At 50.5% G+C, this 20,321-nt stretch carries 16 protein-coding genes; 7 read left to right on the top strand and 9 right to left on the bottom strand.

The features are described 5' to 3' along the window. Positions 1–216: 216 nt before the first annotated feature. Entirely contained in the window at positions 217–1,617 is a 1,401-nt protein-coding gene (gene cysS, locus BZG81_RS02915) for a cysteine--tRNA ligase (protein ID WP_077676701.1), read from the top strand. 140 nt (positions 1,618–1,757) lie between these two features. Here the strand turns inward: cysS and BZG81_RS02910 are convergent, their stop codons facing one another. Next, positions 1,758–2,399, bottom strand: a complete 642-nt coding sequence (locus tag BZG81_RS02910) for a YchE family NAAT transporter (RefSeq protein WP_021022354.1) — start codon at positions 2,397–2,399, stop codon at positions 1,758–1,760. Positions 2,400–2,987: 588 nt separating this feature from the next. On the opposite strand from BZG81_RS02910, the gene adhE reads away from it, so the two are divergent. Next, on the top strand, positions 2,988–5,735 hold the full coding sequence (gene adhE, locus BZG81_RS02905; protein ID WP_274533578.1) for a bifunctional acetaldehyde-CoA/alcohol dehydrogenase: 2,748 nt from the start codon (positions 2,988–2,990) through the stop codon (positions 5,733–5,735). A 748-nt stretch (positions 5,736–6,483) separates the two neighbouring features. Here the strand turns inward: adhE and BZG81_RS02900 are convergent. The 8 genes from BZG81_RS02900 to BZG81_RS02865 form a co-directional block, all read right to left on the bottom strand. Then, the gene (locus BZG81_RS02900) at positions 6,484–7,131 is read right to left on the bottom strand and encodes an SDR family NAD(P)-dependent oxidoreductase (protein ID WP_131826423.1); all 648 of its coding nucleotides are present in this window, start codon (positions 7,129–7,131) and stop codon (positions 6,484–6,486) included. 259 nt (positions 7,132–7,390) lie between these two features. Further along, complete coding sequence (locus BZG81_RS02895; protein ID WP_021022358.1) at positions 7,391–7,903, bottom strand: VC2046/SO_2500 family protein; 513 nt, start codon at positions 7,901–7,903, stop codon at positions 7,391–7,393. Positions 7,904–7,983: 80 nt separating this feature from the next. Continuing rightward, the gene (locus tag BZG81_RS02890; protein WP_077676698.1) at positions 7,984–8,991 is read right to left on the bottom strand and encodes an alpha-L-glutamate ligase-like protein; all 1,008 of its coding nucleotides are present in this window, start codon (positions 8,989–8,991) and stop codon (positions 7,984–7,986) included. Next, complete coding sequence (locus tag BZG81_RS02885; protein WP_077676697.1) at positions 8,984–10,513, bottom strand: inactive transglutaminase family protein; 1,530 nt, start codon at positions 10,511–10,513, stop codon at positions 8,984–8,986. The genes BZG81_RS02890 and BZG81_RS02885 overlap by 8 nt, the downstream gene beginning before the upstream one ends. Positions 10,514–10,569: 56 nt before the next feature. After that, the gene (locus tag BZG81_RS02880; protein WP_077676696.1) at positions 10,570–11,388 is read right to left on the bottom strand and encodes an ATP-dependent zinc protease family protein; all 819 of its coding nucleotides are present in this window, start codon (positions 11,386–11,388) and stop codon (positions 10,570–10,572) included. A gap of 326 nt (positions 11,389–11,714) precedes the next feature. Then, positions 11,715–12,686, bottom strand: a complete 972-nt coding sequence (cmoB, locus tag BZG81_RS02875) for a tRNA 5-methoxyuridine(34)/uridine 5-oxyacetic acid(34) synthase CmoB (protein WP_077661269.1) — start codon at positions 12,684–12,686, stop codon at positions 11,715–11,717. A 120-nt stretch (positions 12,687–12,806) separates the two neighbouring features. Beyond that, complete coding sequence (gene cmoA / locus BZG81_RS02870) at positions 12,807–13,535, bottom strand: carboxy-S-adenosyl-L-methionine synthase CmoA (protein ID WP_021022363.1); 729 nt, start codon at positions 13,533–13,535, stop codon at positions 12,807–12,809. Between the two features lie 134 nt (positions 13,536–13,669). Beyond that, positions 13,670–14,539, bottom strand: coding sequence for a DUF72 domain-containing protein (locus BZG81_RS02865; RefSeq protein ID WP_077676745.1), 870 nt, complete (start codon positions 14,537–14,539; stop codon positions 13,670–13,672). Positions 14,540–14,816: 277 nt separating this feature from the next. Between BZG81_RS02865 and aspS the strand changes: the two genes are divergently transcribed. The 5 genes from aspS to ruvB all read left to right on the top strand — a co-directional run bounded on the left by aspS (position 14,817) and on the right by ruvB (position 20,017). Then, entirely contained in the window at positions 14,817–16,601 is a 1,785-nt protein-coding gene (aspS, locus tag BZG81_RS02860; protein ID WP_077676695.1) for an aspartate--tRNA ligase, read from the top strand. Positions 16,602–16,710: 109 nt separating this feature from the next. Further along, positions 16,711–17,457 (top strand): YebC/PmpR family DNA-binding transcriptional regulator, encoded by a 747-nt coding sequence (locus BZG81_RS02855; RefSeq protein WP_021022885.1) that lies wholly within the window; start codon positions 16,711–16,713, stop codon positions 17,455–17,457. Continuing rightward, positions 17,458–17,979 carry a crossover junction endodeoxyribonuclease RuvC gene (ruvC, locus tag BZG81_RS02850; protein WP_021022886.1) on the top strand — a complete coding sequence of 174 codons (522 nt, stop codon included), beginning with the start codon at positions 17,458–17,460 and terminating at the stop codon, positions 17,977–17,979. A gap of 391 nt (positions 17,980–18,370) precedes the next feature. Continuing rightward, the gene (gene ruvA, locus BZG81_RS02845) at positions 18,371–19,000 is read left to right on the top strand and encodes a Holliday junction branch migration protein RuvA (protein ID WP_077676694.1); all 630 of its coding nucleotides are present in this window, start codon (positions 18,371–18,373) and stop codon (positions 18,998–19,000) included. A 3-nt stretch (positions 19,001–19,003) separates the two neighbouring features. After that, positions 19,004–20,017, top strand: coding sequence for a Holliday junction branch migration DNA helicase RuvB (gene ruvB / locus BZG81_RS02840; protein WP_077661274.1), 1,014 nt, complete (start codon positions 19,004–19,006; stop codon positions 20,015–20,017). Positions 20,018–20,321: the final 304 nt, after the last annotated feature.

Here is a 20,321-nt window from a genome sequence, read left to right as displayed (position 1 = left end):
TAAATACTTATCGATAAAGATTCTTTATTGAAAAATAAATCAAGTTTATCGACAAGCTCAAGCGATAAGGGCGGTTTCAATAATAAGTTGTGAACCCAGTCTGGATATATAGCTGAGCATCGCGGGCGTGAGAGGCTTGCGTCAAGCCAGTAGAAAAGGTGTAATAGCCGCTTCACCTTACTCATTGTCACTATTGTAACGAGTCATCAAATAATTATGTCGACGCAAACCCCCCCGTTAAAGATCTACAACTCACTGACACGAGATAAAGCTGTCTTTCAACCCATCACGCCGGGAAAAATCGGCATGTATGTGTGTGGGGTGACAATTTACGATCTCTGTCATATTGGTCACGGGCGTACCTTTGTTTCGTTTGACATGATTTCTCGTTACCTGCGTTATCTGGGCTTTGATTTAACCTTTGTCCGCAACATCACGGATATCGATGACAAGATCATCAAGCGTGCAGCGGAAAATGGCGAGAGCTGTGATGCCTTAACAGAACGTTTGATTGGTGAAATGTATCAAGATTTTGACGCCTTAAACATGGCGCGTCCGGATATCGAGCCACGCGCGACCGACTACATCGACGAAATCATCGCTCTGGTAGAAAAGTTGATTGAGCGTGGCTTCGCCTATGTCGCGGATAATGGCGATGTGATGTTTGAAGTCGCTAAGTTTGATGAATACGGTAAGTTGTCTAAACAAGACTTGGATCAGCTCCAAGCTGGTGCCCGTGTGGATATTGAAACTGCGAAACGCAGCCCGCTGGATTTTGTGGTGTGGAAAATGTCGAAACCCGGCGAGCCGACGTGGGAATCCCCTTGGGGCCCGGGCCGTCCAGGTTGGCACATTGAGTGCTCGGCAATGAACTCTGCGATCTTGGGCGAACATTTTGATATTCATGGTGGTGGCTCTGATTTGCAGTTCCCGCACCACGAGAACGAAATTGCCCAATCTTGCTGCGCCCATGACACCCCATATGTTAACACCTGGATGCATAGCGGCATGGTGATGGTCGATCGTGAGAAGATGTCTAAGTCACTTGGAAACTTCTTTACCATCCGTGACGTGCTGGTGCACTACGATGCAGAGACCGTGCGTTATTTCTTGCTTTCAGGTCATTATCGCAGCCAGTTGAACTACAGCGATGAGAACCTCAATCAAGCCCGTTCAGCACTTGAGCGTCTGTACACCTCGCTTCGCGGTTTAGATACTCAGGCCGTACCTGCTGGTGGCGATGAATACGTGGCACGCTTTGAAGCGGTGATGAACGATGACTTCAACACCCCAGAAGCCTATTCGGTGCTATTCGATATGGCCCGTGAGATTAACCGTTTACGTGGCGATGATTTGGCAGCGGCATCCGCACTGGGTGCGCAAATGCGCAAGTTAGCCTCGATTCTTGGTTTGCTCGAGCAAGATGCCGATAGCTTCTTGCAAGGTGATGTAGGGGCTGGTAATGAAGTGGCTGAAATCGAGGCGCTCATTCAAAAACGGAACGATGCCCGCAAAGCCAAAGACTTTGCCACCGCTGATGCCGCGCGTGATGCGCTTACCGCGATGGGCATTGTGCTGGAAGACGGCCCGCAAGGCACCACCTGGCGTCGTAAGTAAGCAGATAAAGCGCCATCCGGCCGAGGATAATAGCAATTTAATGAAAACGGAGCCAAATAAGGCTCCGTTTTTGTGGGAGTTGTTGGTCGATATCCGCTGGTTGATCTCGTTAAAAACAGAATCAAGTCAGCGATGAGTCCTTAAGTGGCTAAACCTGGAAACAAAGCCCGCATGCCAGAGGCAATAAACTCGATCCCGAGAGAGCCGAGAATCAGACCCATGATTCGAGTGATCACGTTAATACCGGTTTGTCCCAAGAATTTTACCACCGCAGGTCCCACTTTAAATAACCCCCAAATGCCAGCGGCGAAGATCACCAGGGTTGAAATAAGCGTGACCGTACTCCATGTATCAGGGTATTGGGAGCCGTAAACAATGGTCGAACTGATCGCGCCGGGGCCCGCAAGCAACGGCATGGCAAGCGGCACCACGCCCACTTGCTCACGACTGATGGTTTCTGACTGCTCCTGCTTGTTTTGTTTACCTTCTCCTAACTTACCGTTCATCATCGTAAAAGCGATACTGAGCAGTAGCATGCCACCGGCGACACGGAAAGAGTCTAAAGAAATACTGAACAAGTCGAGCAACATCTGACCGGCAAGCAAGGACACAATCAAGATAATCGCCACCGCGATGGCTGCGGTATACGCAGTGCGGTTTCGCTCTTGCTTATCAAGATGCACGGTAAGGGTCACAAAAACGGGCATGATACCGATAGGGTTCACGGCGGCAAAAAGCCCGACAAAAAACTGTACAAAAATCATGGTGTCAAAAACGGCCATGGCGAATCTCGTGATGCTGTGAGGAAGTCCAGTTTCTCTCGGGTTAAAAGGTGGGGCCAGTATAGCGACCTCAGCTTAAAAACCAACCGCTCAGCCATGTATTTTCTGCATGCAATGGTTGCACGTTTTGAACCAACTGAAGATGGCCAATGCAAACAAGTTGTCGCCATGCAAGTTTCGCACGGCAAACTATACTGAGGGTCGGTGTCGTGGACATAAACAACCGTCTTCGGGCGTTTTGTTGAAATTTACATACAGTATCGACGTGTAGACGTGTCTTATTGTGTAAACCATATGTTACTATGATGAAAATTTTAGACACATATATTCTGTGCTACAAAAATATTAAACCCAGTAACTGTGGGGGTTAAGCGTAAAGTTTATTGCGGTTGATTTGATAACAAATGATCGAGATCAAGTTGCTATCGCTGTGAAAACTTATACTCAGTTTTGAAAGTTATTTACTAAATGCGATGCCGTTAGGGTGAAGAAATCTCGGTTAGAGGGGTCAAACGCCAGGCAGCCATCAAAAACCCAACCAAGCGGGTACGCTGGTGGTCGCAAGCAGTTACTAAATGATTTTCAAATATGAACCAGGAGACAACTATGCCTGTTACTAATATTGCCGAACTCAACGCGATGGTTGAGCGTGTCAAAAAGGCACAACAAGAATTTGCTACCTATTCACAGGAGCAAGTAGACAAGATCTTCCGTGCTGCATCACTGGCGGCAAACAACGCGCGTATCCCGCTGGCTAAACAAGCCGTCGAAGAGTCAGGCATGGGTATCCTCGAAGACAAGGTTATCAAAAACCACTTCGCGTCTGAGTTCATCTACAACAAATACAAAGACGATAAAACCTGCGGCATTCTTGAAGAGAATGACGAATTCGGCACCATGACCATTGCCGAACCAGTGGGTCTTATCTGCGGTATCGTTCCAACCACGAACCCAACGTCGACAGCGATCTTCAAATCTCTGATCTCACTGAAAACCCGTAACGGCATCATCTTCTCGCCACACCCACGTGCGAAAAACTCCACCAATGATGCCGCAAAACTGGTTCTCGACGCCGCGGTTGCCGCCGGTGCGCCTAAAGACATTATTGGCTGGATTGATCAACCGTCTGTTGAGCTTTCTAACGCACTGATGAAGCACGATGACATCAACCTGATTCTGGCCACGGGTGGCCCAGGCATGGTGAAAGCGGCATACTCATCTGGTAAACCAGCTATCGGCGTGGGTGCGGGTAACGTACCTGTCGTGATTGACGAGACTGCAGACATTAAGCGTGCTGTAGCTTCTGTACTCATGTCTAAAACCTTCGATAACGGCGTGGTATGTGCGTCAGAGCAAGCGGTTATCGTGATGGACGAAGTGTATGACGAAGTCAAAGAACGTTTCGCCTCTCACAAAGGCCATGTATTGAGTAAAACCGACGCCGACAAAGTGCGTAAAGTGTTGCTCATTAACGGCAACCTGAACGCAGATATCGTCGGTCAATCAGCAACAAAAATTGCCGATATGGCAGGCGTAAGCGTCCCATCAGACACAAAAATTCTGATTGGTGAAGGCCTGGAAATCAGCATTGAAGAAGAATTTGCACACGAGAAACTCTCACCAACCCTGGGTATGTTCCGTGCCAAAAACTTCGAGCACGCCGTCGACATGGCTTGCAAAATGGTAGAAATGGGCGGTATCGGTCATACATCAGGCCTGTATACCAACCAAGACGTCAACCAAGACCGCATTAAGTATTTCGGTGACCGCCTGAAAACAGCACGTATTCTGGTGAACATTCCAACGACGCACGGTGGTATCGGTGATTTGTACAACTTTAACGTTGCACCGTCACTCACACTGGGTTGTGGCTCATGGGGTGGTAACTCAATTTCTGAGAACGTTGGGCCTAAACACCTGATGAACAAGAAAACTGTTGCGAAGCGAGCTGAGAATATGCTGTGGCACAAACTACCAAAATCTATCTACTTCCGTCGCGGCAGCTTGCCAATCGCACTGGGTGATTTGGAAGACAAGAAACGTGCGATGATCGTGACTGACCGCTTCCTGTTTAACAACGGTTATTCAGAGCAAATTGAGTCACTGCTTAAAGCGCAAGGCATGGATGTAAATACTTTCTTCGAAGTGGAAGCGGATCCAACGCTAAGCGTGGTACGCAAAGGTGCTGAAGCGATGCAAAGCTTCCAGCCTGACGTGATTATCGCTCTTGGTGGTGGTTCACCGATGGACGCAGCGAAAATTATGTGGGTGATGTACGAGCATCCAGAAACCGCGTTCGAAGAACTCGCAATGCGCTTTATGGATATCCGTAAACGTATCTACAAATTCCCGAAAATGGGTAAAAAAGCCGAATTGGTTTGTGTCACAACCACTTCAGGTACTGGTTCAGAAGTCACGCCGTTTGCGGTTGTGACTGACGACGAAACCGGTGCGAAATACCCATTGGCTGACTACGAGCTGACACCACAAATGGCGATTGTTGATGCCAACCTGGTGATGAACATGCCGAAGTCGCTGACAGCCTTTGGTGGTTACGATGCGATTACTCACGCGATGGAAGCTTACGTGTCTATCCTGTCAAATGAGTATTCGGAAGGGCAAGCGTTGCAAGCACTGAAACTGCTGAAAGACTATCTGCCAGCAAGCTATACGCACGGTGCTAACGACCCAATCGCACGTGAGAAAGTGCACAATGGTGCCACCATTGCCGGTGTCGCGTTTGCCAACGCCTTCTTGGGTGTGTGTCACTCCATGGCGCATAAACTCGGTGCTGAGTTCCACCTGCCGCATGGCCTGGCGAACGCATTATTGATTTCAAACGTGGTACGTTTTAACGCCAATGACAACCCAACCAAGCAAACGGCATTCTCGCAGTACGACCGCCCACAAGCACGTCGTCGCTATGCAGAAATCGCTGACCACTTGGGTCTGGCTCAAACCGGTGACCGTACCGCACAGAAAATTGAGCGTTTGTTAACCTGGCTTGAAGACATGAAGCTGAAACTAGACATCCCAACCTCTATCCAAGCGGCGGGTGTACCAGAAGCAGACTTCATGGCTAAATTAGACGAGCTGGCGGAAGAAGCGTTTGATGACCAATGTACCGGTGCAAACCCACGCTACCCACTCATCAAAGAGCTGAAAGAAGTGTTGGTTGCGTCTTACTATGGCAAGCCTTACGTTGAAGGTGAAACCTTTGAAGGCACCACGGTTATCAAAAAAAGAGATGACCAACCCGCTGCAGCGCCGACCAAAGCGGCTAAAGCTGACGCAAAAGCGAAAGCTGAGCAAAAGGACCAAAAAGCAGACGCCTAATGTAACCTAGGCAACCGCTTAACGAAAAAGACCCGCCACCGGCGGGTCTTTTTGATTTTACCCGCGTGATTGCTTAATCTTACGATTGAACACAAGTCCCGGCGCTTATGCCGACCTACGCGATATTCGGGAATTGGAATACAGAGCGCTTCGCTTACGGAATACGGAAAGAGACGAGACGCTTCGCTTCTTGCTCGTTCCCACGCTCCTGCGTGGGAATGCATACAATGACAAAATTTATACATCGATGGTGCCATTGGCGACGATGACACAAGCCCCGGTAAGATGTTGGATAAGTGCACATTGTCAACGGGCGCCTGTCACGATCGAGGTTAATCGTTGGCCCCGGTGTCGGATGGCGCGCGGCCCATATCGTGATAATGATTGGCATTGTGCTGGCGCTTATGCCGACCTACGCCTGGTTTATATATCGGTGGTGCCATTGGCGTAGGTGACACAAGCCCCGGTAATATGTCAACAATGATGCGCTATGCTTCCTGGGCGCCTGTCACGATCGGGGTTAATCTTTGGCTTTGATGTCCGATGGCGCCGTGCAACGGGCGCGCGGCGGAAATCACACCAAGCTTGCGCGATCGAGAAGGCGCTTATACCGACCTACGCGATATTCAGGATTTTTGAATACAGAGCGCTTCGCTTACGGAATACGGAAAGAGACGAGACGCTTCGCTTCTAGAGACTAGAAACGAGAAAGGACTGCCTCTTACTCGCATCGGGGCTTTTGCTCTTTCTAACCACTTGCTTCTAACAACCGGCCATTAAAAGAATCATTCGAGACAATATACTCCGCGTTTCGAATTAATTCGTCATCCATCTCAAAGGTTGCGCGATGTCGGTGGCGTGGCACAATGCCTCCCACGCGGATCTTTAGCCCGGAAAGCTCTTTGGCCCAGCGCTGGGTTAAGCCGCCAATCATGGCATTGGCAACGGTGTCAGGGGTAAGATGAGCGCCAGCGACATTAATGATCACACCGGGGCGACCACGTTGTTGCATACACTCTGCCGCGTGCTGAACCACCAGATAACACGGCGAGGTTGTATTGGTCAGCGTTCTCGACATATCACACCAAGCACCATTGTTAAATAAACTGGGCAATATATCGCCTTGCCATTGATTGATGAGCACATCAATGCCGCCAAAAAGTTGCGTCACTTGTGCGAACGCATCATGGATAGAAGCCGGTTGATCATTGGCCAAACAAATCGKCTGGACGCGCCCAGCATAGGGACGGCATTGATCGGCACTTAAGCGCAGTGCTGGCCATTCAGTATCGAGCAATGCGACGTCAGCACCAAGCGAGCAAAAATGCTCTGCCATTGCGCGTCCCGATGATGAGCCGCCGGCGGTAATAACGACCACTGCGTTATCGATCTTCATGGTCAATTCCTCAATATTATCAACAAGATAGAGCGTCACGCCTTACCTTTCATACTCAAGCTAATCACGTGAAAATGACAGCTTACTCACACCTTATTCAAGCGTGGGAAGGTAATACTGGACCATAATTACGCCGACTGCGAAAAAAAGGCTCAAAACGTCTGGTCGTCTGGCAGAAATATTGTTGGGAATTGAGAGACGATCACAATTTCGATAAGGATCATGAAACCCTCTCAGGATCAACTTGCGAACTTCGTTGTTATGCGCTTACACGCATTTTATCGAAGCAATGCGATGTGGTGAGTTTTTCATACAAGGTGGCAGGGTTAAAAGCGGGGCGGCTTGGGGTTGCATCAGCTAAATGACGACGCTCATGACCGGAAAGATTATGGTAGACCGCTTCATCAAAGCCGTGCGTCCCCTGGGGCGGATAATGCATAGCGGCCGGAGCAAGTTGAAAGCGCAAATTAGCGCTGGCTAAACCGCCACGGTGAAAGGCATCGGCTTGGGCACTGGCGCGCTGATAATCTTCTTCATTGCTGGCCGCCAAGGGTTGCGGCTCTGCCAGCTGGAACTGCTGGCGCAATACCGCATCATTACTGATAGGGTTATCGGTGAGGGTGAGTGGCGTTGACTCATTTGCATCCCCGGAAAGCAGCGCCATCATCAACGCAAAGTCGGAACGACGCCCTTGCACCACCGCCTGATTGAGGTTGCCCCCAAACTGGACGTCGCTAATAAGCTGCGCTTTGTCGATGGTATGGATAGTCACTGCGGTTACCCTAATTCATATCGTGATTGTGCGGATGTGTAATAGGGTATCGGCCGCGTACGGTAAACTTTAGTGCTTTTTTATTCGGTTTGTGCCAGTTGGGGCGACAATGGCTGCGTACTTTGTCCAGCAAAATGCTGCATCGAAAACGCCACGCGATCGTCTGGCATCAGCGGGTAGCGCCGAGGTGGAAGTGACTCAATCAGCCGTAACCTTGGCAGCAATCCGCAACCATTGGCAATTTGGATCGCAAGACCAGGCCGTGCATTAAGCTCGAGTACCATCGGGCCCTTCTCTTTATCTAATACCATATCTGTCCCCATGTAACCTAAGTCGGTCATCTCCCAGGCGTTGGCTGCCAGCGTGAGCAGTTGCTGCCAATGAGGCACTTTCAGAGTATAAAGGTCATGTTCCGTATCCGGGTGATGGGTGATGGGGCGGTTAAATTGCACCGCCTTTAGCGCCTTACCGGTGGCCATATCTAGCCCGACGCCTACTGCCCCTTGGTGCAAATTGGCCTTGCCATCAGATGCTGAGGTCGACAGCCGCATCATCGCCATCACCGGATACCCTTGAAACACAATCACGCGAATATCAGGGACCCCTTCATAGCTAAAACCGCTGAAGCTATCGTCGAACGCGATCAAGTTCTCGACCACGGCGACATCCGCTTTGCCACCGAGCGAGAACAGGCCCGCGAGCGTATTGGTGATATGACGTTCAACATCGTTGTGGCTCACGGTCTTGCCAGAGGCCTTGGTATAGACCCCTTGATGATTTTTCGTCACCACCAAAATGCCCTTACCGCCTGAGCCTTGCGCTGGTTTAATCACAAAACCGGGCCAATTTTCCACCATGTGATGAATACGTTTGACGTGCGCTTGGCTATCAATCACGCCGATCAACTCAGGGACGGTAGCGCCGGCTTGTTGGGCGATCAACTTGGTTTTAAGTTTGTCATCTACTAATGGATAAAGACGCCTGTCGTTGTAACGACCAATGTAACGGATATTACGCTGGTTCATCCCCATAATGCCGGCGTGATTCAGGCGAAAGGGGGAGGCGAACCGTGAAAAGAATTTAATCATCACGACCGCTCCCATCCTGATGTGCTAACGGGCGAAACCGCTTCAACTCCGACAAGCGGTAGCCGGTGTAATTACCCAGCATTAATATCAATGCCAAGATCACCAGCTGCAAACCAATAAAGTTAAAGGTCAGATGCCGGACCAACTCATTGGTCATCGCCAAATACACCAACACCGCAGTGACGAGTGAGCCACCGCCTTGAATGACTACTTCTTTTGCGCCTTCCTCTTCCCATAAAATCGACATCCGCTCGATGGTCCATGACAGAATAATCATTGGGAAGAAGGTGATGGTTAGCCCTTCCATTAAGCCGATACGGAACGCGATCACGCTAAATACTGAAATAATTAAAATGACCGTGATAATCACCGCGGAAATTCGCGCCACCAGCAGTAAATTAAGCCGGGAGAGATAGCTTCTTATCACCAGCCCAGTGCCGACGATCAACACAAAGCCAACAATCCCAGTGAGTAATTGGGTTTGCACAAAGGCGACCGCAATCAGCACTGGCATAAAGGTCCCTGAAGTCTTTAACCCCACGATCACACGCAAGAACACCACAATCAGCGCGCCAATCGGGATCAGCATAATGGTTTTAAACATCGCCTGCTCTTCAATGGGCAAGCTATGAATAGAAAAGTTAAGTAGGTTATCGGCGGAAACCTTCGCCGAAGTGGCCTGTTGTGGGCTGATATCTTGGGAGATAATTGAAAAATGTACCTGGCTATGTTCACCGCCCATCACTTCTAACAATGGTCCGCCGTGCTGGTTCCAGAGCAGGACATTATTGTGATGGCCATTTTGCCCAGTGATTAAATCAAACAAGTGCCAGCGTGTGTCTTGCCACACTTGTAGCATGGGAGAAATGGTTTGGCGACGTCGCCCATCTTCAAGCTCCAAGCCACCGACCACGCGCGCATGCACACCTTCCAGTGCTAAGGTTTTTCGTAGGGCGTCGGGTTTGTCGAGGGTATTGAGTAACAAAGCCGCGTTTTGACTATCTGGGCTATTAAATTGTTTGATGAGCTCACGGGTCAACGTAATGTTGTCCGCCGAGCGCGCCCGTGCACGATCCAACAGTGCTAAGGCCGCATTTTTGGCAGCATTATCCATCACCGGAAGCGTCACCTGCTCTTCATCAGGTGGGGCCATGGTATAGCGCGCACTGTCGTCGACTAACATTTGGTTTTTAAAATAAAGGGTTTGCTCACCGTTGGCTTGGCGCGTCGACCACTGTGCTTGGCGGCCATGTTCAGTGTTAAGCAATGAAAAGCCATAGCCTGCCGAGGAGGTGCTCTCATCGATAAGCGTAAGCCCAGGTTGGCTATCTGGTGCAGCAAGGCTAACTTTTACTGGGCCATCGCCGGCATCAAAGTTAATTCTGGCCTCAATTTGCCAGACTTGGCGGGTGTCATCCGCTTGCCAAGGCACCCCATAGCCTAGGTGACGATAGGCACTGAGTGCGATACCGGCCAAAATTAAAAAGCCGATCAAAAAGTAAAAAGGAACCCGTGAAACCATGTCGATTACCTATTTTCGTAGAGCCTATTTTCGAAGAGCCTAGCTTTTCGTAAAGCCTATTCTTGTAGAGCCGATTCTTTAGACGCTGATGGCGGCTGACGATCATCATCACTAGGCTCCGGGGGAGTGTCCGGCTGATATTGCGGATGAATGTGTACTTGGCTGACATCTACCACGGCTAAATCTTTAAAAAACGAGCGGCCCAACAATACGGGGTATTCCATATTGGTGCGATCCGCGAGGGTAAATTCGGTTTTTTCGTGAATGTTACCCACCCGGATCCACGCTTCAACCACGGGGCGGCGGTCAGTTTTATCGGTCGATGATTGCCGTATGAGAACCCAGCGCTTTACGGGCATTTCCATAAATACTGGCTGGTCATTGTTTTCACTATGATTGACATTAAACTTGACCCAGGTGTCACCATCGCGCTCAAATTCTTGAATATCTACCGCATTGAGTGAAGAGGTTGCCGCGCCGGTATCTACGCGCGACTGGAAGGTGCTTTTGACTTCATCAAACCAAACCCACTCACGTCCGCCGAGGACCACTTTGTCGTTATTCACGGGCACCCGGACCACTTTTTCTTGGATTTTAACTTCCGGTTTTGGGTTGGCAAAATTGGCATATAGTTTGGCTTGAGTACGCTGAATAATAGTCAGTTGGCTCTCGAGCGCCGTGACTTTATCTGTCAGCTGAGTCAATGACGCATCGTGTTGGGTAAAAGCATCAGTCAGGCTTTGCCGCTGTTGCTGGCTCTGGGTGGCAACGGTATTGAGTTTATCCAGTGTTTCTTGGTGTTGCTGCTGAGAGGTGAGCATGCAACCGGACATCGTTAATAACAACACACTGATTAGTGAGCAACGAAAAAGCATCTAAGTCTCCACTGCATAGAAGGATGGCTACTGGCCGTATCGCCTCAAACAATGGATCAAAAGTGAGGCTGAGCGCAGATTCTAAAGGATGCGACCAAGATGGATAGAGGGATTCTGTCAAATGTTAGTCAGAATTGACTAAACGTTGATTATATCAACGCTATCGGTGAAAAATTGCCCGAAAACAGGCAGTCGCGCCCTTGTGCATAAAGTGAACAACAATAAAAGGGCGCAGATCGCGACATCAGCGTCAGCATTGCGTGTGCTCTAGGTCAAATTAACTACACTCGATCAAATTAACCACAGCACACGCCGCCTGGCGCGATTTAATCAGGATTGCGCGCCACTAAAATTGCGCGTTTAGGCGCCGGATACCCTTCGATGGTTTGCGTCGGGTCATCTGGGTTTAGGTACTCTGGCAACGAGTTATGGGTCATCCACGCTGTGCTGCGCTGCTCATCGGTGGTGGTGACACATTCATCGACAATACGGACATCGACAAATCCGACTTTTTCCAACCACACTTTGAGCGCACGCGCCGAAGGGAAAAAGTAGACATTGCGCATTTGTGCATAGCGGCCTGATGGCACCAATACAGCGTTTTCATCGCCATCAATCACCAAGGTTTCCAGTATCAGCTCACCGTCTTTCCCCAACTGATCTTTGAGTTGCATTAGATGATCGAGCGGCGAGCGACGGTGGTAAAGCACGCCCATGCTAAACACGGTATCAAATGCACGCAGAGCAGGGAGTTTTTCGATTCCTAAGGGCAGCAGATGCGCGCGTTGGTCATTGCCCATTAAGCGACGAATGGCGTCGAACTGCATTAAGAAGAGCTCAGAGGGGTCAATACCCACGGTCAGAGCCGCCCCTTCACCCAACATCCGCCACATGTGGTAGCCATTCCCACAGCCGACATCGAGCACATAGCGCCCTTTGAGCGGAGAGATATGCGGAAGCACCCGATCCCACTTCCAATCCGAACGCCACTCGGTGTCGATGTCCATACCGTGAACCTGATAAGGCCCTTTGCGCCATGGGTGAAAGCTACGGAGCAGATTTTCTAACTTTTTACGCTCACCGGCAGGCAAGCTGGTGGCATCGCCAATCTGGACCCTATCTTTTAGCTCCACCTGCTCGGGCGCATCGGTCGGGATTTTATTCAGCACTTTTATCCACTTTGGCATATCGCCATGGGGCTGGGTTTGCCACTCCGCCAATTGCGCCGGCAGAACTTCTAACCAATGAGAGAGACGGTTTTTGGCGATCAGTTGATAAAAATCGGAAAAATCAAACATCAGATTACTCGTACTTAATGGCGTGTTTCGCTGAATCAAAGGGTTGACTGGATCAATGATCTAAATAGATCAATAGCGTACCGGGATGACGGGACGCATCGCTTTATGTCATCGCTTATCTTATTTAATCGCGAACATCGACCCAAAGTTAAAACATTGAAACCACATGGCGACACTGCTAAAACCAATCTCGCTCAATCGCGTTTTATGGGTATCAATGCTATCTGGGCGCATCACGTTTTCTAGCGCACTGCGTTTTTGACTGATCTCAAGCTCGCTGTAGCCATTGGCGCGTTTAAAGTCATGGTGCAAGTCAATCAGCAGTTCATTGGCGGTTTCGTCTTCAAAGCAATACTTCTCCGACAAAATCAGGATCCCGCCCGGTTTTAATCCCTGATAGATGCGGGTGAGTAGCGCTTGGCGATCGTCCGGGCTTAAAAATTGTAGGGTAAAATTAAGCACCACCATGGAGGCATTAGTGATCGTCACATCGCGAATATCAGCCTCACGCACCTCAACATCGGCAGCGCCGCGATAGGCATTCACATGCAAACGGCAACGCTCCACCATCGCTTGTGAATTATCAACCGCGATGATGGTACAGCTATCATGAGGAATATGGCGGCGCATCGATAGGGTGGCGGCGCCCAACGAGCAACCGAGATCGTAAATATGGCTATCTGGCGTGGCAAAGCGTTTCGCCAGCATACCAATCGCCGAGATAATGTTGCTGTACCCAGGCACCGAGCGCTGGATCATATCCGGGAACACTTCGGCGACATTCTCATCGAAGGTAAAGTCGCCCATCTTCTCAATCGGCGCCGCGAAAATTTTATCCTGATTAGCCATATAAGCCCCTACAAATCAGCCCAGCTGGCCAGTGTGAGCACCTGACGCCAGCAAACCCTATCGCAAAAGCGGCGTATTGTAGTGAATTTTTCAGCGCCTGTCTGCACGGTGAGCGCGCACCTTGCGTGGATACCCTAAAACAGTGCCCCTTGCTGACTTTGCGCGGCGCGGGTGACTGAAGCCAGTGGCGTTGATAAATCAATATGTTGATACAAGTGTGCCGCGAGCRCCGGGGCTTGGTCATTATCCGAAGTATGAATCATTAAATAGGGCGTTTTGCCTGCGGCTATCCATTGAGATAAACGTGGGATCCATGGTTCAAAAAATGCGCTATTGTCTGCCAGCTCAGGATGACCAATAAACCGCACCATAGGCGCATCGCTGGTGGCAATCGCATGCACGGGGACACGCGGCTTTTTCTTTTGTGCATCAATCACCGCTGGCGTGTCCGGTTTCGCCGCGAACACAGGACGACTGTCCATGATCACTCGGTTGGCATGATGGGCGATCAAGAGTCGATTCAACGCTTTCTCTGCCTCTCCTTTGGCAAAAAAAGCCGGGTGCCGTACTTCCACGCCGATAAAGATATCCGCCGGTAAGCTTTGCAAAAAGGCGGCCAGATCCGGCAAGCCTTCAGGACCAAAGCGGGCCGGCAGCTGAATCGTCCACTGGCCAATTTTATCATGGAGAGGCGCCATCAAATGAATAAAATCCCGCGTTAAATCTTGCGCATGGCGCAACTGGCATTGATGGGTAATGGTTTTGGGAAACTTAAAAGTAAATTGGAAAGTGTCTGACGTCGCGGCCGCCCAATTCGCCACCGTCTGTAGCGACGGCGACGCGTAAAAGGTGGTATTGCCCTCAACCGTATTGAATACCTCTGCGTAGCGGGCTAAACGTTCACCCGAACGGGTACCTGGAGGATAAAAATGGTGCTGCCAACTGGGATGAGACCACTGGGTCAAACCAAGGCGCAACGGCGGATCGGACAGTTGATGTAGCATCAGAGACATGGCGTCGTTATGATTGGTCAATACACGTTGCGGTAGCCTAATCGCAACCGGGGAAAAAAACCATATGAAGGATAAACAGAATAAAAACACGCGATCGCTTTACCAAGAGCGGGGCTTTTCCTTTATAATGGCAGGTCTTTGACAGTAACGGCAGTCGCAGGGGCGTATCGTCAGGTACGACAAAGGCTGTTGTCGAATTTCCCTCAGAATTGACAGGCTTGTGCCCAAGGGGGCAAGCAGAATTATCAGAACAGATCAGGAATAGTCTATGCGCACCCAATATTGTGGTCACCTGAATAAAGCCCATGTCGGGCAAGAAGTAAGTCTTTGTGGTTGGGTTAATCGTCGTCGTGATTTGGGCGGCTTGATTTTTATCGACATGCGCGACCGTGAAGGTCTGGTGCAAGTTGTGATTGATCCTGATATGGGTGATGTTTACGAACATGCCAATAAACTGCGTAACGAATTCTGTGTTGCCATTCGTGGTGAAGTCCGTGCACGTCCAGACAGCCAAATCAACCGTGATATGGCCACCGGCGAAGTCGAAGTGGTGGCGAAAGGGTTGGAGATTATTAACCGCAGTGCACCGATGCCGATTGACTTTAACCAGTTTATCTCTGAAGAGCAGCGTCTTAAGTACCGCTACCTCGACTTGCGTCGTCCAGAGATGAGCGATCGCATTAAACTGCGTGCCAAGGCCACCAGCTTTGTCCGTCGTTTCCTGGATGAGAACGACTTTTTAGATATCGAAACCCCGGTACTGACCAAAGCAACCCCGGAAGGTGCGCGCGATTACTTGGTGCCAAGCCGTGTTCACAAAGGCAGCTTTTATGCCTTGCCACAATCGCCACAGCTGTTTAAACAGCTACTGATGATGTCCGGCTTCGATCGCTATTACCAAATCGTGAAGTGCTTCCGAGATGAAGACTTGCGCGCGGATCGCCAACCAGAATTTACCCAAATCGATATCGAAACCTCGTTCATGAGCGCTGAACAAGTACGTGACGTGACCGAGCAAATGATCCGCGAAATGTGGCAGTCGCTACTCAACGTTGATTTGGGTACCTTCCCCATCATGAAATATGAAGAAGCGATGCGTCGGTTTGGCTCTGATAAGCCAGACTTGCGTAACCCGCTTGAAATCGTCGATGTGGCCGACATTGTCAAAGACGTTGAATTTAAAGTCTTCTCTGGTCCAGCGAACGATGAAAAAGGCCGCGTGGCAGTCATCCGCGTGCCAGGTGGCGCCAGCTTATCTCGCAAACAAATTGATGAGTACACCCTTTTTGTTAGCATTTACGGCGCCAAAGGCTTGGCATGGATGAAGGTCAACGATCGCGACGCCGGCTTTGACGGTATTCAATCGCCCGTCGCCAAGTTCCTTAACGCGGATGTCGTGGAGAGCATTCTGTCACGCACTGACGCGCAAAGCGGGGACATTATCTTATTCGGCGCCGACAAAAAATCGGTAGTCACCGAAGCGCTGGGCGCATTGCGTGTAAAATTAGGCTTGGATCTTGAATTGACCGACACCCAAGCTTGGACCCCGCTGTGGGTAGTGGACTTCCCGATGTTTGAGGAAGACGACGAAGGCAACCTGCACGCCATGCACCACCCATTTACAGCGCCAACTGACGTCACGCCAGAGCAGCTAAAAGCCAATCCGGCCGCGGCGAATTCCAATGCCTACGACATGGTGATTAATGGCTATGAAGTCGGCGGTGGCTCGGTGCGTATTCATAACCCAGAAATGCAAGCAGCCGTCTTTGAGACCCTGGGCATTGACGAACAAGAGCAGCGCAAGAAGTTCGGTTTCTTGCTCGACGCGCTAAAATACGGCACCCCACCACACGCAGGTTTGGCATTTGGTATGGACCGTTTGGTGATGCTGCTGTCTGGCACTGAGAACATTCGTGACGTCATTGCGTTCCCGAAAACCACCGCCGCAGCGTGCTTGATGACGGATGCGCCAAGTATTGCCAATGACGCCGCGCTTGAAGAGCTAGCGCTCAGCATTACCGTGGCAGCCGAGCAAAACGAACAAAGCGAATAACGTTACCTTAACGTCATTTCATCAACGCGCCTCAGACTGAAAAGCCAAGGCGCGTTTTTTCTGATTACTCCTTTCACGTGAGGGGAGCGCAAAAAAACGGAGAATCGATATGGCAGGTCACAGTAAGTGGTCGAATATTAAACACCGTAAAGCCGCTCAAGACGCGAAGCGCGGTAAGATTTTCACCAAACTGATTCGAGAATTAGTGGTTGCCACCAAAGAAGGTGGTCCCGAAGCAGAAACCAATCCACGCTTGCGTGCGGCGGTCGATAAAGCGCTATCTAACAATATGACGCGCGACACCATCAACCGTGCGATCACACGCGGAGCGGGCGGTGATGGCGACGACAACATGGAAACCGTGATTTACGAAGGGTATGGCCCAGCGGGCACCGCGGTGATGGTGGAATGCATGACCGACAACCGCAATCGTACCGTGTCAGGTGTCCGTCACGCATTTTCCAAATCTGGTGGTAACCTAGGCACTGACGGCTCGGTTAGCTTCCTATTTGATAAAAAAGGCGTCGTCACTTACGCTGCAGGCCTTGAAGAAGACGATGTGATGGAAGCGGCACTCGAAGGCGGGGCAGAAGACGTGGTCACCTATGACGACGGCTCAATCGATGTCTACACCACCCCCAATGATTTTGGTACCGTCAAAGATGCCCTCGACAAAGCCGGGTTTGAAGCGGAACGCGCCGAAGTGACCCAGGTGCCATCGACCAAAGCCGAGTTAGATGCAGATACCGCACCGAAGTTACTGCGTCTTATCGATACGTTAGAAGACCTTGACGATGTGCAAGAGGTCTATCATAACGGGGATATCTCGGATGAAGTGGCAGCGAGTTTAAGCTAAATGACCATTATACTGGGGATTGACCCAGGTTCGCGGATCACCGGTTATGGGGTGATCCGCCAACAGGGGCGGCATCTTGAATACCTCGGTAGCGGGTGTATTCGGACAGAAACCGACGACTTACCCGGTCGCTTGAAGCATATCTACGCAGGGGTGAGTGAAGTGATCACCCAATTTCAGCCGGACAACTTTGCCATCGAACAAGTCTTTATGGCCCGCAATGCCGATTCGGCGCTTAAATTGGGCCAAGCACGGGGCAGTGCCATCGTTGCGGCGGTGAATGCCGATCTACCGGTATCTGAATACGCAGCAAGGCTTATCAAGCAAGCAGTCGTCGGCAAAGGTAGCGCGGATAAAAAGCAAGTGCAGCATATGGTCACCCACATGTTGAAACTCAGCGCCACCCCCCAAGCCGATGCCGCCGATGCCCTGGCCGTGGCGATTTGCCATGCCCACACCAACCACACCCTGATCGCCATGGCCGGCAAAGCCAACGCCGCCCGCCGCGGCCGATATCGGTAAAAGCGCTTTTTACTCTTGAATACAGAGCGCTTCGCTTACGGAGTACGGAAAGAGACGAGACGCTTCGCTTCTAGAGGCTAGAGACTAGATAAAGCAGATCATGCTCGCGCTGAGGCTATTGCTTTTTCTGTACTCTGTATTCCGTCATCGGTATTCGGGATCTTGAATACAGAGCGCTTCGCTTACGGAGTACAGAAGAGAGCAGAAAGCAGTTCCTAGGACCTAGGAACTTTATCTACCAGAGCTGGCACGATATGCTCTTTCCGTATTCCGTATTCCGTATTCCGTATTCCGTATTCCGTATTCCGTATTCCGTATTCCGTCAATTCGACTGGATATACATCCAGTTATTCTTTATCCTGGAGGCAAAGTAACAAACAGAGAATCGATTGTGATAGGCCGATTACACGGAACCCTGATAGAAAAGCAACCGCCGGAGATTTTAATTGACGTAAACGGCGTCGGTTACGAAGTGAGCATGCCCATGAACTGTCTATATCAACTGCCGGACGTGGGTGAGACGGCCACTGTGTATACCCACTTTGTGGTCCGTGAAGACGCGCAATTACTCTATGGCTTTAGTGGCAAACGCGAGCGGGCGCTGTTTCGGGAAGTGATCAAAGCCAATGGCGTGGGGCCTAAGCTCGGATTAGCGATTTTGTCGGGAATGACGGCCAATCATTTTGTCGACAGTGTTGAGCATAACGATGTATCGACCTTGGTGAAAATTCCCGGGGTAGGGAAGAAAACCGCGGAACGCTTGGTGATTGAAATGCGCGACCGGCTTAAAAACTGGGAAGCATTCGATCTCTTTACCCCGCGTACGGATGCGGCTACTGGCGAGGGGGCGGCCACTCGTCCAGCTCCGACCACGGTCTCAACCGCGGCATACGAAGCGGTGAGTGCCCTGGTCGCCTTGGGCTATAAAGCGGCACAAGCAGAGAAAGTGGTAAAACAAATTGCAACCGATGACATGAGCAGTGAAGACGTCATTCGTCACGCGCTGCGCTCGATGGTGTAACCCATGATAGAAGCTGATCGTTTAATTTCGGCGCAAACCACGCCCGATCGCGAAGATGAAGTGATTGACCGCGCGATACGTCCCAAGTTACTAGATGACTACCAAGGCCAAGATCACGTGCGTGGGCAAATGGAAATTTTTATCCATGCCGCACGCAAACGCCAAGAAGCCCTGGATCACCTGCTGATTTTTGGCCCGCCCGGCCTCGGTAAAACCACTTTGGCCAATATTGTTGCCAACGAAATGGACGTGAGTATTCGCACCACCTCAGGCCCCGTGCTAGAAAAAGCTGGTGATCTTGCCGCCTTGCTCACCAATCTAGAGCCTCATGATGTGCTGTTTATCGATGAGATTCATCGCCTAAGCCCAGTGGTGGAAGAAGTCTTGTATCCCGCCATGGAAGATTACCAACTGGATATTATGATTGGTGAAGGGCCAGCCGCCCGCTCGATTAAAATCGATTTGCCACCGTTTACCCTGATTGGCGCCACCACCCGTGCGGGTTCACTGACATCCCCCCTGCGTGACCGTTTTGGTATTACCCAGCGTTTGGAATACTACAACGTGCGTGATTTAACCGGGATTGTAAAACGCAGTGCGCATTGCTTGGCGTTGTCGATGGAAGACGAAGGGGCCGAGGAAGTGGCGCGTCGTTCACGTGGTACACCACGGATTGCCAACCGTTTACTCCGCCGTGTGCGCGACTTTGCCGAAGTAAAAGGCAGTGGCCACATCTGTCCCGATATCGCCCAGCGCGCCTTGGATATGCTGGACGTTGACAGCCAAGGGTTTGACTACATGGACCGCAAACTGCTCAACGCCATTATTGAAAAATTCGATGGGGGGCCGGTCGGCTTAGATAACCTGGCCGCGGCGATTGGTGAAGAAAAAGACACCATTGAAGATGTGATTGAGCCTTATCTGATCCAGCAAGGCTATTTACAACGCACCCCGCGTGGCCGAATTGCCAGCCAGCGCGCCTATCTGCATTTTGGCTTTGATGTGCCTAAGGTGTGACAAAAACCGGCCGAAAGCTTAACTGAGATCAAGACATTTTTTACCAAAACCGCCCCATTGACCGCCAATCAATGGGGTTTTTTGATCTAGATTAAGGTTATGTAGCACGTGACCCCTTATCGTTACTCCCATCTGCTGACAGTTACAGCCAACCAGAGTGAGATGTGGCTTTGAATTACAGCCAATAATCACCTGGTTTCTTTGTGGTTAATCACAATTTTACACCTCGATGTCGATGCTTTGTTGTTTTTGCAACTGACTCGACAAACCTGGGAAAAGGCGATTAACGCACATAAGTTACGTC

Origin of the sequence: Salinivibrio sp. MA607, assembly GCF_001996245.1 — a bacterium.
Taxonomy (GTDB): Bacteria; Pseudomonadota; Gammaproteobacteria; order Enterobacterales; family Vibrionaceae; genus Salinivibrio; species Salinivibrio costicola.
The sequence above is the reverse complement of the archived record's forward strand: the minus strand, read 5'-3'. Positions and strand labels throughout refer to the sequence as shown.

Coding starts and splice junctions, on each gene's coding strand:
- BZG81_RS02910 (WP_021022354.1), bottom strand. CDS start 2,399: ATGGCCGTTTTTGACACCATGATTTTTGTACAGTTTTTTGTCGGGCTT.
- aspS (WP_077676695.1), top strand. CDS start 14,817: ATGCGCACCCAATATTGTGGTCACCTGAATAAAGCCCATGTCGGGCAA.
- BZG81_RS02890 (WP_077676698.1), bottom strand. CDS start 8,991: ATGATTAAATTCTTTTCACGGTTCGCCTCCCCCTTTCGCCTGAATCAC.
- BZG81_RS02855 (WP_021022885.1), top strand. CDS start 16,711: ATGGCAGGTCACAGTAAGTGGTCGAATATTAAACACCGTAAAGCCGCT.
- adhE (WP_274533578.1), top strand. CDS start 2,988: ATGAACCAGGAGACAACTATGCCTGTTACTAATATTGCCGAACTCAAC.
- BZG81_RS02885 (WP_077676697.1), bottom strand. CDS start 10,513: ATGGTTTCACGGGTTCCTTTTTACTTTTTGATCGGCTTTTTAATTTTG.
- cmoA (WP_021022363.1), bottom strand. CDS start 13,535: ATGGCTAATCAGGATAAAATTTTCGCGGCGCCGATTGAGAAGATGGGC.
- cmoB (WP_077661269.1), bottom strand. CDS start 12,686: ATGTTTGATTTTTCCGATTTTTATCAACTGATCGCCAAAAACCGTCTC.
- ruvB (WP_077661274.1), top strand. CDS start 19,004: ATGATAGAAGCTGATCGTTTAATTTCGGCGCAAACCACGCCCGATCGC.
- ruvC (WP_021022886.1), top strand. CDS start 17,458: ATGACCATTATACTGGGGATTGACCCAGGTTCGCGGATCACCGGTTAT.
- cysS (WP_077676701.1), top strand. CDS start 217: ATGTCGACGCAAACCCCCCCGTTAAAGATCTACAACTCACTGACACGA.
- BZG81_RS02880 (WP_077676696.1), bottom strand. CDS start 11,388: ATGCTTTTTCGTTGCTCACTAATCAGTGTGTTGTTATTAACGATGTCC.